Raw genomic sequence first — 13,566 nt, forward strand, 5'->3', positions numbered from 1 at the left:
ACCGCCGGACGCCGCCTCGCAGCACCCGCGATGTTCAGTCGCTCACGGGATCGTGTAGCCGGCGGCCCGGGTGAGCTCGTACCACTCTGCGCGGGTAAGCGGGATCTCGGAGCCCTGGGCGGCTCCGGCGACGCGCTCCGGCGACGTCGTGCCCAGCACCACCTGCATGTCCGCCGGGTGGCGGGTGATCCAGGCGGTCGCGATCGCGATGGGCGGCACGTCGTAGGCGGCCGCCAGCCGATCGACGACGGCGTTCAGCTCCGGGTAGCGGTCCGAGCCGAGGAAAGGGCCGTCGAAGAAGCCCGCCTGGAACGGCGACCAGGCCTGCACGGTGATGTCGTGCAGCCGGCAGTAGTCCAGCAGGCCGTCGTCGCGGCTGACCGACTGATCGAGGTTCTGCATGTTCGCCGCCACGCCCTGGGCGATCAGCGGCGCGTGGGTGATCGACAGCTGCACCTGGTTGGCGATGATCGGCTCGTCGACGTACTTCCGGAGCAGATCGATCTGCCGCGGGGTGTGATTGGAGACGCCGAAGGCGCGCACCTTGCCGGAGGACTTCAGCTCATCGAAGGCCGCGGCGACCTCCTCGGGCTCGACCAGCGCATCGGGGCGGTGCAGCAGCAGGATGTCGATGTAGTCGGTGTCCAGGGCCTCCAGCGAGCCCTCGACGGAGGAGACCAGGTGCTCGCGGCTGAAGTCGAAGTACGGCCCTTCGCGGACGATGCCGGCCTTGGTCTGGAGGGTCCACTCCTCGCGCTCCGAGGGGGTCAGCTGGGTCGCCTCGGCGAAGCGGCGCTCGCAGCCGTGCAGCTCGGCGCCGTAGACGTCGGCGTGGTCGAGGAAGGTGATGCCGGACTCGCGGGCGGTGCGCACCAGCTCGCGGACCTCGTCGTCGGTCTTCTCCTGGATGCGCATCAGGCCCTGGACGATGTTCGGGGCGGGCAGGCGGACGTCGGGCATGTCGATGGTCTTCATCAGGTCTCCTCGGGGATCTCGCGGTGGTCGTGCGGGACAGGTCAGGGTGCAGGTCAGAGGGTCGGACGGGGCCGGAGGGCCCGGCGGTCAGGAGGCGGAGAGCCGGGCGAGCTGCTCGGCGCTCAGCGTCAGCTCCGCCGCGACGGCCGAGCTGCGCACGCTCTCCGGCCGCGAGGCGCCCGGGATGGGCACGACGACGTCGGCCAGCGAGAGCTCCCAGGCCAGCGTCACCTGCTGCGGCGAGGCGCCGGTCTCCTCGGCGACGGCGGCGAGCTCCGCGTGGTTCGCCGCCAGGTCGGCGGCGTTGGCGATGCCGCCCAGCGGACTCCACGGCAGGAAGGCCACGTCCTTCTCGGCGCAGCGCCGCAGCTCCTCCTCGGAGGAGCGGAAGCGCGGGGAGAACTGATTCTGCACCGACGCGAGCCGGCCGCCGAGGACCTCGTCGGCCTCGTCGATCTGCGACAGGTTCGCGTTCGAGATCCCCGCCATGCGGATCACCCCCTCGTCGAGCAGCTCGACCAGCGCGCCGATCGACTCGGCGTAGGGGACCTCCGGGTCGGGGCGGTGGAACTGGTGCAGGCCGATGGCCTCGACGCCGAGGCGGCGCGCGGACTCCTTCGCCGCGGCCTTGAGATGCTCGGGGCGGCCGTCCTGGGTCCAGGTGCCGTCTCCCGGGCGCAGGTGTCCGGCCTTCGTGGCGACCAGCACCTCGTCGGCGTCGGAGCCGCGGCTGCTGAGCGCTGCGGCGATGAGCTCCTCGTTGTGACCGGCCTCACCGGCGTCGCGGTGGTAGGCGTCGGCGGTGTCGATGAACGTGACGCCGGCGTCGAGCGCGGCGTGGACGGTGCGGATCGCCTGATCGCGGTCCGGGCGGCCCTCGATGGACAGCGGCATGCCGCCGAGTCCGATGGCCGAGACGGACCGGTCGCCGATTCTGCGGGTCTGCATGGGGCTCTTCTCCTCCGGGGTCGGGGCGCGCGCCGGCCGGCGACGTCGCGTCGAGGCTGAGGATGCGGCCGCGAGTGGAGTCCTCGGCGTGCCGTGTGTCACTCTATGGAGGCTCGATTGAGAAAGTCCAACAATCGCCGGCACTGGACGGCAGAAGCAGGAGCGATCAATGGATCTGCGGCAGATGGAGTATCTGCTGGCGCTGGCCGAGGAGCGGCACTTCACCCGGGCCGCCGAGCTGGTGGGCATCTCGCAGTCGGGCTTCTCCGCGGCGATCCGCGGGCTGGAGGAAGAGCTGGGCACCGCACTCTTCGACCGGACCACCCGACGGGTGGTGCCCACTGAGGCCGGCGCGGCGCTGCTGCCCCATGCCCGCCGCCTGCTCGCCGAGGCCGCCGACGCCCGCGACACGGTGGTCACCGCCAGTCGCGCGGTGACCGGCCGACTGCGCCTCGGCTCCGAGCAGTGTCTCGGGGTGGTCGACGTCGTCGCGCTGCTCGAACGCTTCCACCGGCGCCACCCGAATGTGGAGATCGAGTTCACCCAGACCGGCTCGCAGGACCTGCTGGCCATGCTGCGCGCCGAGGCGCTCGACGTCGCCTTCGTGGCCGGCGACCGGCATCTGGATCCGCTGCCGCACCGTCGACTGGGGGAGGAGCAGCTGGTGCTGCTCGCCGCTCCGGAGCATCCGCTGGTCGCCGGCCGCGGTCCGCTGGCACGTCGCGAGCTCGCCGACGCAGAGTTCGTCGACTTCAACGACTCCTGGGCGATCCGCGCGCTCAACGAATCGGCCTTCGGCGATCAGGGCATCACCCGCCGGGTGCGCTGCGCGGTCAACGACGTGCACACGCTGCTGGACCTGGTGCGCCGCGGGCTCGGCGTCGCGGTGGTGCCGCGGCACGTCGCCGCCAAGCCGCAGGCGGCCCCGCTGGCGGCGCGGCCGCTGGCGACCGACGCGCCGACGTGGACGGTCTCGGCGGTGTCCACCTCCTGGGATCGCGTCGAGGCGCCGGCGACGCATCTGCTCGAGCTGCTCGACGACGCCCCGGCGTGCGGGACGGAGGCCGCCTGAGCACGGATCGGCACGACGGCGCGGCGGCGTGACGGGACGACGGCACGCCGGTGCGCCCTGTGCGAACGTCCGGGGCCGCGGCGCGCGTCGGGTGCCGCGACCCGGCACAATGGGGCCATGGCGATGAACGCATCCATGACTCCCCAGCAGGCCGGCGGCCTGCCGCGCGGCGAGCTGCTGGGCCGCTACCGCACGTACGAGGAGGCCCAGCAGGTGGTGGACCACCTGGCCGCGTCCGAGGGCTTCGACGTCAAGATGCTGACCATCGTGGGCAATGACCTGCGGTCGGTCGAGCACATCCGCAGCCGACTGTCCTACCCGCGGGTCGCCGGCGCCGGCGCGGCGCAGGGGGCGATGTTCGGCGCCTTCATCGGCTTCCTGATGTACCTCTTCGGCCCGCAGGCGAATCCGCTGGACATCCTCTTCGCCGTGCTGCTCGGCAGCGCGGTGTGGATGATCGTCGGGGTGATCGGCTACGCGGTGCGCCGCGGGCGGCGGGACTTCGCCTCCTCCTCGCAGCTGGTGGCGACCTCCTTCGACGTCGTCTGCTCCTTCGACGCCGCCGGCCACGCCCGGCGGCTCATGCAGGGCGTCGGGGTCTCCAGCATGCAGCCGGCGCCGGGCCCGCAGGCGCCGGTGCAGCAGCCGGCTCCCGGCCCGCAGCAGCCCGTGCCCGGCCAGCCGGGCGCCCAGTCCGGTCCGGACCGCGGACAGCCCGAGGGCGCTCCGGCGGCGCAGGCCGCGGAGCCGCGGGCCGGCTACGGCGATCTGCCCGACGGCCGGCCGCGCTACGGGGTGCGGACCACCAGCGCCTCGAGCGCGAGCAGCGCGACGAGCGCCGCGCCCGCCGCCGAGCAGCAGGAACCGGGGACGCAGACGTCGGAGCAGCAGACATCGGAGCAGACGCCGTCCGAGTCCGCCGAGCCGTCCGCCCCGCAGGACGTGGAACAGCCCGTCACGCGGGACGCCTCGTCGCAGCAGGATGTGCCGACGCAGCAGCCTGCCTCGTCGCAGCAGGCATCTCCGCAGGACGGGGAGTCCTCCGAGGAGACCACCCGCTGAGTGGTCGATTCTGACGACATCTCGGTCCGACACGCCGCGTCGAGCCCGCCGGATGCCGCCATTCGTGACCACTCGACCTCGCCACACCATGAGCTCGTGACCACGTCATTTCGGGATCACGTCAGATCGCGACCCCGCGACGTCGCGGCGGGGGCGTCACGCTTCGGAGCGCCCGCGCCCGGTCAGGGCCTGCCAGAGGAAGGCGACGATCACGCCGCCGGCGATCGCGAAGATCCAGGTGCCCAGGTCGAAGAACGACTCGCCGATGCCGACGCCGAAGAGCGCCGAGGCGAGGAATCCGCCGAGCATCGCGCCCAGCACGCCGGTGATCAGTGCGGCGATCCAGCCGCCGGGCTGCTTCCCCGGCAGGATGGCGCGGGCGATCGCTCCGGCGATCAGTCCCAGGATGAGCCAGCCGATGATGCCCACAGGAGCCTCCCTCCGCTCGATGCGACCCCGGAGAGATGGTCGAGGGTCGCCGATGGGGTCAGCATACGGCCCCGCCCCGGCGCACCGGGAAGGCCTGCGGGCCGGTGACGTGCGCGGACGCGGCCGTCGTGCGACTCCTGCGCAGTCAGCGGCCGCGTCCGTCGAGACCCGGCGCCGGGTCAGCCGCGGGCGCCGGCCTGGACCTCGCGCATCCAGGCCTCGACGTCGTCGGGCTTCCGCGGAAGCTCCGCGGAGAGGTTCTCCGCGCCGTCGGCGGTGACCAGCACATCGTCCTCGATGCGCACACCGATGCCGCGGAACTCCTCCGGCACGGCGAGGTCCTCGGCCTTGAAGTACAGCCCCGGCTCGATGGTGAAGACCATGCCCGGCTCCAGCACGCCGTCCAGGTACAGGTCCCGCTTGGCTTGGGCGCAGTCGTGGACGTCCAGGCCCAGGTGGTGGCTGGTGCCGTGCGGCATCCACCGGCGGTGGTGCTGGCCGGAGTCGGCCAGGACCACCTCCAGCGGCTCCGGCAGCAGGCCCCACGAGTCCAGGTGCCCGGCGAGCACGGTCACTGCGGTGCGGTGGACATCGCGGAAGCGGATCCCCGGGCGCACGACGGCGAAGGCGGCGTCGGCGGCGGCCAGCACGGCCTCGTAGACCTTCCGCTGGACGGGGGCGTAGGTGCCGTTCACCGGCAGGGTGCGGGTGATGTCGGCGGTGTAGAGCGAGTCGGCCTCCACCCCGGCGTCCAGCAGCAGCATCTCGCCGTCGCGGACGGCGCCGGTGTTGCGGATCCAGTGCAGCACGGTGGCATTGTTGCCGCTGGCGGCGATCGTGTCGTAGCCGAGGTCGTTGCCCTCCAGCCGCGCCCGGGAGAAGAAGGCGCCCTCGACCACGCGCTCGCCGCGGGAGTGGCCGACGGCGCGCGGCAGCGCCGAGACGACGTCCTCGAAGCCGGCGATCGTCGAGCGCACCGACTCGCGCAGCTGTGCGATCTCCCAGTCGTCCTTGACCAGCCGCAGCTCGGAGAGCTCCTCGGCCAGCTCGGCGTCGGTGGCGTCGGAGGCCTCCAGATCCATGCCCGTGTTGATCCGCGAGGTGTCGACCAGGGCGTCGACGTCGAAGTCCACCTCGCGCAGCAGCCGGATGCGGGTGCCGCCGAGCTCGGCGGGGCCGGCATCCTTGGTCACCGCGACCTCCAGCTGGGAGACGTCGGCAGTGCGCATCCCCAGCCGCTGACGGAACTCCTCCAGGTCCGGGCGCGAGCCGATCCAGAACTCGCCGGAGCGGGCGTCGGCGTAGAACTCTTCGGTGTCGCGGCCGGCCATCGGCTTGAAGTACAGCGTGGACTCATGGTCGGAGCCGTCGTCGCCGGCGCCCTCCTCGACCGGTTCGAGGACGAGCGCGGCATGCGGCTCGTGGTCCAGGCCCAGTCCGGTGAGGTGGGCGAAGGCCGAGTGCGGGCGGAAGCGGTAGTCGGTGTCGTTCGAGCGGACCTTCAGCGGGCCGGCCGGGATCACCAGGCGCTCGCCGGTGTGGTTCCGGGAGACGCGGGCGCGGCGGCGCGCGGCATGGTCGGCCACCGCGTCGCGGGCATGCTCGACCTGCTCGGCCGGCGCCCAGTGGGAGGCCATGAACTCCTTGAAGGCCTGCGAGGTCGGCTTCTGCGACCGGTTCGACCCGCGCTCCTCGAGGGGCTGACCCTCGGCGTCGGCGGCCTCGTCGGAGGCAGTCTCCTGGTCCGGGCCCGCGGGGGTGAGCGTGGTCCGCTCGACGGAGGAGACGACGTCGAACTCCTCCGCGGGGCCGGCCGATCCGGCGGACTCGGAGGACTCGTGGGAAGACGGATGATTCTGCGAACTGACCATGCTCCATAGTCTGTCACTTCGGTGCGCGCGGTCCCACCGGGGCAGTCCCGCCGGCGCGGGGTCGGCCTGGCTCGTCGTGCCGGATGTCACGTCCGCACCGGGTCGTCACGCCCGGGCCCGGACGTGACGACCCGGTGCGGACGTGACATCCGGGCTGGGCAGGGGGCTGGGCAGGGGTCGGACCGGGGTCAGCCGGCGAGGCGCGACGTCGTCGGTCTGCGCGGCGCTTCCGCGGGGATACAGTGAGGGGCATGGGCGTCGACCTGCATGCGCACTCCTGGTACTCCGACGGCACCGAGCCCCCGGCGGCCGTGGTGGCCGCCGCCGCCCGCGCGGGGCTGGACGGCATCGCGCTGACCGACCACGACACCACCGCCGGCTGGGCGGAGGCGATGCGTGCCGCGGGGGAGCACGGGGTGCTGCTGGTCCCGGGGACGGAGATCACCACGCTCTCTGCGGACGGCATCAGCGTGCACGTGCTCAGCTTCCTCCACGACCCGCACGAGCCCCAGCTCGCGGAGGCGATCCGCGGGGCCCGCGGAGGTCGCTGGGAGCGGGCGCGGCGGATGACCGAGCTGCTCGCCCAGGACTTCCCGCTGACCTGGGAGGACGTCCTGGCGCACGTGGCCGACGGCGCCACGCTGGGCCGACCGCACCTGGCCGACGCACTGGTCGCCGTCGGGGTCGTCGCCGATCGGCAGCAGGCCTTCGACCGTCTGCTGCACCGCAGCTCGCCCTACTACGTCCCGCAGCTGAACATGCGTCCGGACGAGGCGATCCGGCTGATCCGCCGGGCCGGGGGAGTGCCGGTGCTCGCCCACGGGATGGCCTCCGCTCGCGGCCGGACGCTCGCGGCCGAACACCTGGAGGACCTCGTCGAGGCCGGGCTCGGCGGCGTCGAAGTCCGTCATCGGGACAATCCGCCGCAGGGGCGGCAGGTGCTGCTCGAGCTGGCCGCGCGCCACGATCTGCTGGTCACCGGGTCCTCGGACTACCACGGTGCCGGCAAACCGAACCTGATCGGGGAGAACACCACGGATCTGGACACTGTCGCCGAGCTACTCGATCTCGCCACCGGCGTCCCGGCGTACGGACATCTGCCGCGCTGAGGCGCGGGCGAGGTGGGGCCGGAGCGGCTGCTCCGACCCCACGGGCGGACAGCCGCGGGCGAGGTCCCGTAGACTGGGAGGCCATGACCGACGACGTGCTCCCCGCCCCCGCCCCGCAGCGGGCCCGGCGGCTGCCGCGCGCCCAGCGTCGGCGCCAGCTGCTCGACAGCGCGCTGCAGGTCTTCGTCGCCAAGGGGTACCACAGCACCTCGATGGACGACATCGCCGAAGTCGCCGAAGTCTCCAAGCCGGTGCTCTATCAGCATTTCCCGGGCAAGCATGAACTCTTCCTGGATCTGCTGGAGACGCATCTGGGCCAGCTCGAGGAGATGCTGGTCGCCGCGCTGAGCTCCACAGAGGACAACAAGGAGCGCGTCACGGCGACGATGACCGCCTTCTACGAGTTCATCTCCCGCGAGGACGAGGCCTACCGGCTGCTGCTCGCCTCCGGGATGGACAACGACGAGGCTGTCGAGTCCCGGCTGGACCGCTTCTTCGACCGGATCGCCGTCCGGATCGCCGAAGTCATCGTCGACGACACCGGCCAGCCGATGGCCGAGGCCACGCTGCTCGGCCACGGGCTGATCGGCATGGTCACCGCGGCCGCGCGGCACTGGTCCCGGCTCTCGGAACGTCCTGACCTCGACGTCTCCTCACAGCTGACGGCACGGCTGGCCTGGCGGGGGATCTCGGGCTTCCCGAAGGAGGCCGAGGCCGCCTCCGGCGACTCGGCGGCCTCGGCCCCCGAGTGAGTCGGAGACGGCGCGGGCCGACGTCGCGCCGACCGCCGACCCGACCGCTGTCCCGACCACCGACCCGTCCACGGGACCGCTCGCCGGTCCGGTGAGGTGCTGAGCCGACGTGGTGGGTAGTATCGGGGAGGATGACGATGTCGCCCCACTGGCCGTGCGCGGCCGCGGGGGCCGGCGTCGGAGCGGAGACGTCAGGGCCGCGCGGGCTCCGTGCGGCCCTGCAGAGACACGGAGGAGCACCATGGAAGTACGTATCGGAGTGCAGAACGTCACCCGCGAGATCGTCGTCGAGACTGATGCCACCGCCGAGGACGTGCAGCAGCGCGTCGCCGAGGCGGTCGAGCAGAACAAGCCGCTGCTGAGCCTGCAGGACCGTCGGGAGAAGACCATCGTGGTCCCCGTCGCGTCCATCGGCTATGTGGAGATCGGCTCCGACACCAAGCAGACTGTCGGCTTCGCCGCAGTCGCCGAATGAAAGAACCTATGACTGAACAGACCACTGCACCGGCCGATGAGGCCGAGTCCGCTGAGACCGTCGAGGCGCCGCAGACCGCCGAGGAGCAGGTGACCTTCGCCGACTTCGCGGTCCGCCCCGAGATCGTCGAGGCGCTGGATCAGAAGGGCATCGTCACGCCCTTCCCGATCCAGGCGGAGACGCTGCCCATCGCGCTGGGCGGCAGCGACATCATCGGCCAGGCCAAGACCGGAACGGGCAAGACCCTCGGCTTCGGCATCCCCGCGCTGCAGCGGGTGACCACGCCCGATGACGCCGGCTTCGACGAGATGGAGGCGCCGGGCTCCCCGCAGGCGCTGATCGTCACGCCCACGCGCGAGCTCGCCGTCCAGGTCGCCCAGGACATCAGCGTCGCCGGCGCCAAGCGCGGCGCCCGGGTGGCCACGATCTACGGCGGCCGGGCCTACGAGCCGCAGATCGAGGAGCTGCAGCGCGGCGTCGAGATCGTCGTCGGCACCCCGGGCCGGCTGATCGACCTGCACCGTCAGCGCTACCTGAAGCTGAAGAACATCAACATCGTCGTGCTCGACGAAGCCGACGAGATGCTCGACCTCGGCTTCCTGCCCGACGTGGAGAAGATCCTCTCGGCGGTGCCGGAGATCGGCCGCCAGACCATGCTGTTCTCGGCGACCATGCCGGGGCCGGTGGTCTCCATGGCCCGCCGCTACATGACCAAGCCGACCCACATCCGCGCGGCGGATCCGGCCGACGAGGGCGTGACCAAGAAGGACATCCGGCAGGTCATCTACCGGGCCCACCAGCTGGACAAGGACGAGGTCATCGCCCGGATCCTGCAGGCCGAGGGCCGGGGGCGGACGATCATCTTCACCCGGACCAAGCGGCAGGCCGACAAGCTCTCCGCCGAGCTGATCTCGCGCGGCTTCGCCGCCGGGGCCATCCACGGCGACCTGGGCCAGGGCGCGCGTGAGCAGGCGCTGCGGGCCTTCCGCACCGAGAAGATCGACGTGCTGGTGGCCACCGACGTCGCCGCCCGCGGCATCGACGTCACCGATGTCACCCACGTCATCAACCTCACCGCGCCCGAGGATGAGAAGGCCTATCTGCACCGCGTCGGCCGCACCGGCCGCGCCGGGCAGAAGGGCACCGCGGTGACCTTCGTCGACTGGCAGGACGTCCCGCGCTGGAAGCTGATCAACAATGCGCTGGGTCTGGGCGTGGAGGAGCCGGTGGAGACCTACTCCTCCTCGCCGCACCTCTACGAGGACCTGGACATCCCGAAGGGCACCAAGGGGCGCCTGCCGCGCCACAAGCGCTCGAAGACCGGACTGGACGACGAGACGCTCGAGGAGCTGGGCGGCGCCGACGCCGACAGCCGCAAGAGCTCGGCCTCGCGCGGGCAGAGCCGGGACGACGCGGCGCAGAGCGGTTCGGGCCGGGGCGGCTCGGGACGCGGCCGCCGACGGCGCACGCGCCGGTCCTCCGAGGAGGCCGGAGGCCGGAACGGCCAGGCCGAGGGCCAGAACGGCCAGGGCGGTGGCACGGCGGAGACCGGCGAGTCGACCCCGAACGGATCCGGCGGCGGTCAGCGGCGCCGGCGGCGTCGTCGTCGCGGCGGCTCCTCGGGCTCCGGCGCGGAGAGCGGCTCCACGAACGGCGACGGCGGGCAGGCGGGCTCGGGCGCCTGAGCCCGGGGCCGAGTGAGGACCTGCATCGGTGACGACCGCATTCGACCCGGACGGTCCGTCGCTGGTGCTCGAGGGCGAGAACCTCGAGCATCTGCGCGGGCTGCCGGACGGCGGCTTCGCCATGATCTATCTGGATCCGCCGTTCAACACCGGTCGGGCCCGGACCAGCGTCCGCACCAGCACCACCCGGCACGCCGAGGGCGCCCATGTCGGCTTCGGCGGTCGGCGCTATGAGACGGTGCGTCGGCTGCTGGCCGCCTACGACGACTCCTTCACCGACTACTGGGAGTTCCTCGAGCCGCGGCTGCTGGAGGCCTGGCGGCTGCTCGACCGGACCGGCACGCTGTATCTGCACCTGGACTACCGCGAGGTGCACTACGCGAAGGTGATGCTCGATGTCGTCTTCGGCCGCGAGTGCTTCCTCAACGAGATCGTCTGGGCCTACGACTACGGCGGCCGGACGAAGAAGCGCTGGCCGACGAAGCACGACACCATCCTGGTCTATGTGAAGGACCCGCAGGGCTATCACTTCGACGCCGAGGCGGTGGACCGCGAGCCGTACATGGCGCCCGGGCTGGTCACCCCGGAGAAGGCCGCCCGCGGCAAGCTGCCCACCGACGTCTGGTGGCACACCATCGTCTCTCCGACGGGCCGCGAGAAGACCGGCTATCCGACGCAGAAGCCCACCGGTCTGCTGCGCCGGATGGTCACCGCCTCCTCCCGGCCCGGCGACTGGGTGCTGGACTTCTTCGCCGGTTCCGGCACGCTGGGCGCAGTCGCCGCGGAGACCGGACGGCGCTTCGTCTGCATCGACTCCTCGCCGCACGCCGTCGAGGTGATGGGCCGCCGGCTGGGCGCCCACGCCGAGGTGCGTCCGGGCGCGCCGGAGCAGGGCCCCGGCGCAGGGGCGGACGGGCCTGCGGGCACACCGCCCGGACCGCCCACCGAGGGACAGGAGGCGCTGTCGTGATCGAGTTCCGTCAGGTGTCGAAGACCTACTCCGACGGCACCGCCGCCGTGGAGGACTTCAGCCTCACCGTTTCCTCGCACACCACGACCGTGCTGCTGGGCTCCTCGGGCTGCGGCAAGACCACGCTGCTGCGGATGGTCAATCGCATGGTCGAGCCCACGGCCGGCTCGGTGCGCATCGATGACGTCGACGTCGCCACGGTGCGGCCGGTGGCGCTGCGGCGCAGCATCGGTTACGTCATGCAGAACTCCGGGCTGATGCCGCATCGTCGCGTGGTCGAGGACATCGCCACGGTGCCTCGGCTGAACGGCGCCCCTCGGGCCGAGGCCCGCCGGCGCGCGATGGAGCTGATGGAGGTCGTCGGCCTCGATCCGCAGCTCGCCCGGCGCCATCCCGGCCAGCTCTCCGGCGGCCAGCAGCAGCGCGTGGGCGTCGCCCGCGCGCTGGCCGACGACCCGAACATCCTGCTGATGGACGAGCCCTTCGGCGCCGTCGACCCGCTGGTGCGGCTGGAGCTGCAGCGGGAGCTGCGCCGACTGCAGGACGACCTGCGCAAGACGATCGTCTTCGTCACCCACGACATCGACGAGGCGCTGGCCCTCGGCGACCAGATCGTGGTCCTCCGGCCCGGCGGCCGCACCGCCCAGACGGGCACGCCGCGCGAGCTCGTCGAGGCGCCCGCCGACGACTTCGTCTCCCGCTTCCTGGGGCTCGACGCGGGGCGGCGGAAGCTGCGGGCCGCGCCGCGCCCCGGCGGCGGACAGGTGGTCACCGACGACGCCGGTCGGCCGCTGGGCGTGCTCGACGACGCCGACGGCGGACCCTCCGCCGGCGCCGGGGAATGACCGCCGTGCAGTGGATCCTGGAGAACCTCCCGCAGATCCTGGAGCTGACCGTCGACCACCTGCTGCTCACCGTCCCGGCGGTGCTCGCGGCCTTCCTGCTCGCGCTGCCGCTGGGCCGGCTCGCCGTGCGGCTGCCGCGGCTGCGCGAGCCGCTGGTCGGCGGCATCGGGCTGCTCTATGCGATCCCCTCGCTGCCGCTGTTCATCGTGCTCCCGCTGATCCTGGGCACCAGCATCCGGGAGCCGCTGAACGCCGTGGCGGCGCTGACGCTGTTCGGTCTGGCACTGATGGTGCGGTCGGCCGCCGACGCCTTCGGCTCGGTGGAGGAGGACGTGCGGCTGGCCGCCGTCGCCGTCGGGCACTCCGCCGCCGGCCGCTTCCTGACCGTCGAGCTGCCGCTGGCCGGTCCGGCGCTGCTGGCGGGGCTGCGGGTGGTCTCGGTCTCGACGATCAGCCTGGTCAGCGTCTCGGCGGTGCTGGGCATCACCAGTCTCGGCTCGCTGTTCACCGACGGCTTCGAACGGGGCATCGTCGCCTCGATCGTCGCCGGCATCGTGATGACCGCCGTGCTGGCGCTGGTGCTGGATCTGCTGCTGGTCGCCCTCGGCCGGGTGCTGATGCCCTGGCGGCGGCCGGCGCCGCGCCGTGCCGGCTCCCGAGAGCCGGCGCAGGTCGGGGAGCGGGGTGCAGCATGACCTCGCTGCTGGAGGCGCTGGACTGGGTGCTGACCGCCGACTCCTGGACGGGGCCGGGCGGGCTCGGCGTCCGCGCCGGCGAGCACCTGCTCTACTCGCTGCTCGCCGTCGGGCTCTCGGCGCTGGTCGCGCTGCCGGCAGGGCTGTTCATCGGCCATACCGGCCGCGGCCGGGGGATCGCCGTGGTCAGCACCGGAGTCACGCGGGCGCTGCCCACGCTGGGGGTGATCACCCTGGTGGCGTTGGCCGCCGGGATCGGACTGACCGCCCCGATGGTCGCCTTCATCGTGCTGGCGGTCCCCTCGATCCTCGCCGGCGCGTACTCCGGCGTCGAGGCGGTGGACCCGCAGATCGTCGACGCCGCCCGCGCCCAGGGGATGAGCCCGCGGCAGGTGCTGCTCGGCGTGGAGGTGCCGCTGGGTCTGCGGCTGATCCTCGGCGGCGTGCGGCTGGCGACGCTGCAGGTCGTGGCCACGGCGACGCTGGCCGCCTACGTCGGCGCCGGGGGCCTCGGCCGGCCGCTGTTCCTGGGTCTGCGCAACCACGACTATGCCATGATGCTGGGAGCGTCGATCGTGGTGATCCTGCTGGCCGTCGTGCTCGATGCGCTGTTCGCCCTCGGCCAGCGCCTGCTCGCCCGCCGGCCCGGGACCGCCTGATCCACCAGGAAGGGGAACG

14 protein-coding genes are annotated in these 13,566 nt (G+C 72.5%); 10 read left to right on the top strand and 4 right to left on the bottom strand.

All coding sequences use genetic code 11. From position 1 onward, the window contains the following. Positions 1 to 42 precede the first annotated feature (42 nt). Positions 43 to 975, bottom strand: coding sequence for an aldo/keto reductase (locus GCL72_RS03795; RefSeq protein WP_153143388.1), 933 nt, complete (start codon positions 973 to 975; stop codon positions 43 to 45). A gap of 87 nt (positions 976 to 1,062) precedes the next feature. Then, the gene (locus tag GCL72_RS03800; RefSeq protein WP_153143389.1) at positions 1,063 to 1,923 is read right to left on the bottom strand and encodes an aldo/keto reductase; all 861 of its coding nucleotides are present in this window, start codon (positions 1,921 to 1,923) and stop codon (positions 1,063 to 1,065) included. A 169-nt stretch (positions 1,924 to 2,092) separates the two neighbouring features. Between GCL72_RS03800 and GCL72_RS03805 the strand changes: the two genes are divergently transcribed. Then, positions 2,093 to 2,995: a LysR family transcriptional regulator gene (locus GCL72_RS03805; protein WP_246160998.1), complete on the top strand. Its 903-nt coding sequence runs from the start codon at positions 2,093 to 2,095 to the stop codon at positions 2,993 to 2,995. Between the two features lie 117 nt (positions 2,996 to 3,112). Beyond that, positions 3,113 to 4,057, top strand: coding sequence for a YflT domain-containing protein (locus tag GCL72_RS03810; protein ID WP_153143390.1), 945 nt, complete (start codon positions 3,113 to 3,115; stop codon positions 4,055 to 4,057). 156 nt (positions 4,058 to 4,213) lie between these two features. Here GCL72_RS03810 and GCL72_RS03815 read toward each other — a convergent pair whose 3' ends face one another. Continuing rightward, positions 4,214 to 4,486 (bottom strand): GlsB/YeaQ/YmgE family stress response membrane protein, encoded by a 273-nt coding sequence (locus GCL72_RS03815; protein WP_153143391.1) that lies wholly within the window; start codon positions 4,484 to 4,486, stop codon positions 4,214 to 4,216. 179 nt (positions 4,487 to 4,665) lie between these two features. Beyond that, positions 4,666 to 6,357: an aminopeptidase P family protein gene (locus GCL72_RS03820; RefSeq protein ID WP_153143392.1), complete on the bottom strand. Its 1,692-nt coding sequence runs from the start codon at positions 6,355 to 6,357 to the stop codon at positions 4,666 to 4,668. A 251-nt stretch (positions 6,358 to 6,608) separates the two neighbouring features. Between GCL72_RS03820 and GCL72_RS03825 the strand changes: the two genes are divergently transcribed. From GCL72_RS03825 to GCL72_RS03860, 8 genes are all read left to right on the top strand, one after another. After that, positions 6,609 to 7,466: a PHP domain-containing protein gene (locus GCL72_RS03825; RefSeq protein WP_153143393.1), complete on the top strand. Its 858-nt coding sequence runs from the start codon at positions 6,609 to 6,611 to the stop codon at positions 7,464 to 7,466. 83 nt (positions 7,467 to 7,549) lie between these two features. Then, positions 7,550 to 8,218 carry a TetR/AcrR family transcriptional regulator gene (locus GCL72_RS03830; protein WP_153143394.1) on the top strand — a complete coding sequence of 223 codons (669 nt, stop codon included), beginning with the start codon at positions 7,550 to 7,552 and terminating at the stop codon, positions 8,216 to 8,218. A 241-nt stretch (positions 8,219 to 8,459) separates the two neighbouring features. Beyond that, a complete protein-coding gene (locus GCL72_RS03835) occupies positions 8,460 to 8,693 on the top strand; it encodes a DUF3107 domain-containing protein (RefSeq protein ID WP_010525176.1) in 234 nt (77 codons plus the stop codon). A gap of 8 nt (positions 8,694 to 8,701) precedes the next feature. Further along, positions 8,702 to 10,378 carry a DEAD/DEAH box helicase gene (locus GCL72_RS03840; protein WP_153143395.1) on the top strand — a complete coding sequence of 559 codons (1,677 nt, stop codon included), beginning with the start codon at positions 8,702 to 8,704 and terminating at the stop codon, positions 10,376 to 10,378. Between the two features lie 28 nt (positions 10,379 to 10,406). Further along, a complete protein-coding gene (locus tag GCL72_RS03845) occupies positions 10,407 to 11,348 on the top strand; it encodes a DNA-methyltransferase (protein WP_153143396.1) in 942 nt (313 codons plus the stop codon). Then, positions 11,345 to 12,193, top strand: coding sequence for an ABC transporter ATP-binding protein (locus GCL72_RS03850; RefSeq protein WP_153143397.1), 849 nt, complete (start codon positions 11,345 to 11,347; stop codon positions 12,191 to 12,193). Before GCL72_RS03845 ends, GCL72_RS03850 begins: the two co-directional genes overlap by 4 nt. Further along, positions 12,190 to 12,888 carry an ABC transporter permease gene (locus GCL72_RS03855; protein WP_153143398.1) on the top strand — a complete coding sequence of 233 codons (699 nt, stop codon included), beginning with the start codon at positions 12,190 to 12,192 and terminating at the stop codon, positions 12,886 to 12,888. The genes GCL72_RS03850 and GCL72_RS03855 overlap by 4 nt, the downstream gene beginning before the upstream one ends. Next, positions 12,885 to 13,547 carry an ABC transporter permease gene (locus GCL72_RS03860; RefSeq protein WP_153143399.1) on the top strand — a complete coding sequence of 221 codons (663 nt, stop codon included), beginning with the start codon at positions 12,885 to 12,887 and terminating at the stop codon, positions 13,545 to 13,547. Before GCL72_RS03855 ends, GCL72_RS03860 begins: the two co-directional genes overlap by 4 nt. Positions 13,548 to 13,566 lie beyond the last annotated feature (19 nt).

The organism is Nesterenkonia halophila, assembly GCF_009467795.1.
GTDB lineage: Bacteria > Actinomycetota > Actinomycetes > Actinomycetales > Micrococcaceae > Nesterenkonia > Nesterenkonia halobia.

Coding starts and splice junctions, on each gene's coding strand:
- GCL72_RS03810 (WP_153143390.1), top strand. CDS start 3,113: ATGGCGATGAACGCATCCATGACTCCCCAGCAGGCCGGCGGCCTGCCG.
- GCL72_RS03835 (WP_010525176.1), top strand. CDS start 8,460: ATGGAAGTACGTATCGGAGTGCAGAACGTCACCCGCGAGATCGTCGTC.
- GCL72_RS03825 (WP_153143393.1), top strand. CDS start 6,609: ATGGGCGTCGACCTGCATGCGCACTCCTGGTACTCCGACGGCACCGAG.
- GCL72_RS03805 (WP_246160998.1), top strand. CDS start 2,093: ATGGATCTGCGGCAGATGGAGTATCTGCTGGCGCTGGCCGAGGAGCGG.
- GCL72_RS03860 (WP_153143399.1), top strand. CDS start 12,885: ATGACCTCGCTGCTGGAGGCGCTGGACTGGGTGCTGACCGCCGACTCC.
- GCL72_RS03820 (WP_153143392.1), bottom strand. CDS start 6,357: ATGGTCAGTTCGCAGAATCATCCGTCTTCCCACGAGTCCTCCGAGTCC.
- GCL72_RS03830 (WP_153143394.1), top strand. CDS start 7,550: ATGACCGACGACGTGCTCCCCGCCCCCGCCCCGCAGCGGGCCCGGCGG.
- GCL72_RS03795 (WP_153143388.1), bottom strand. CDS start 975: ATGAAGACCATCGACATGCCCGACGTCCGCCTGCCCGCCCCGAACATC.
- GCL72_RS03840 (WP_153143395.1), top strand. CDS start 8,702: ATGACTGAACAGACCACTGCACCGGCCGATGAGGCCGAGTCCGCTGAG.
- GCL72_RS03855 (WP_153143398.1), top strand. CDS start 12,190: ATGACCGCCGTGCAGTGGATCCTGGAGAACCTCCCGCAGATCCTGGAG.
- GCL72_RS03800 (WP_153143389.1), bottom strand. CDS start 1,923: ATGCAGACCCGCAGAATCGGCGACCGGTCCGTCTCGGCCATCGGACTC.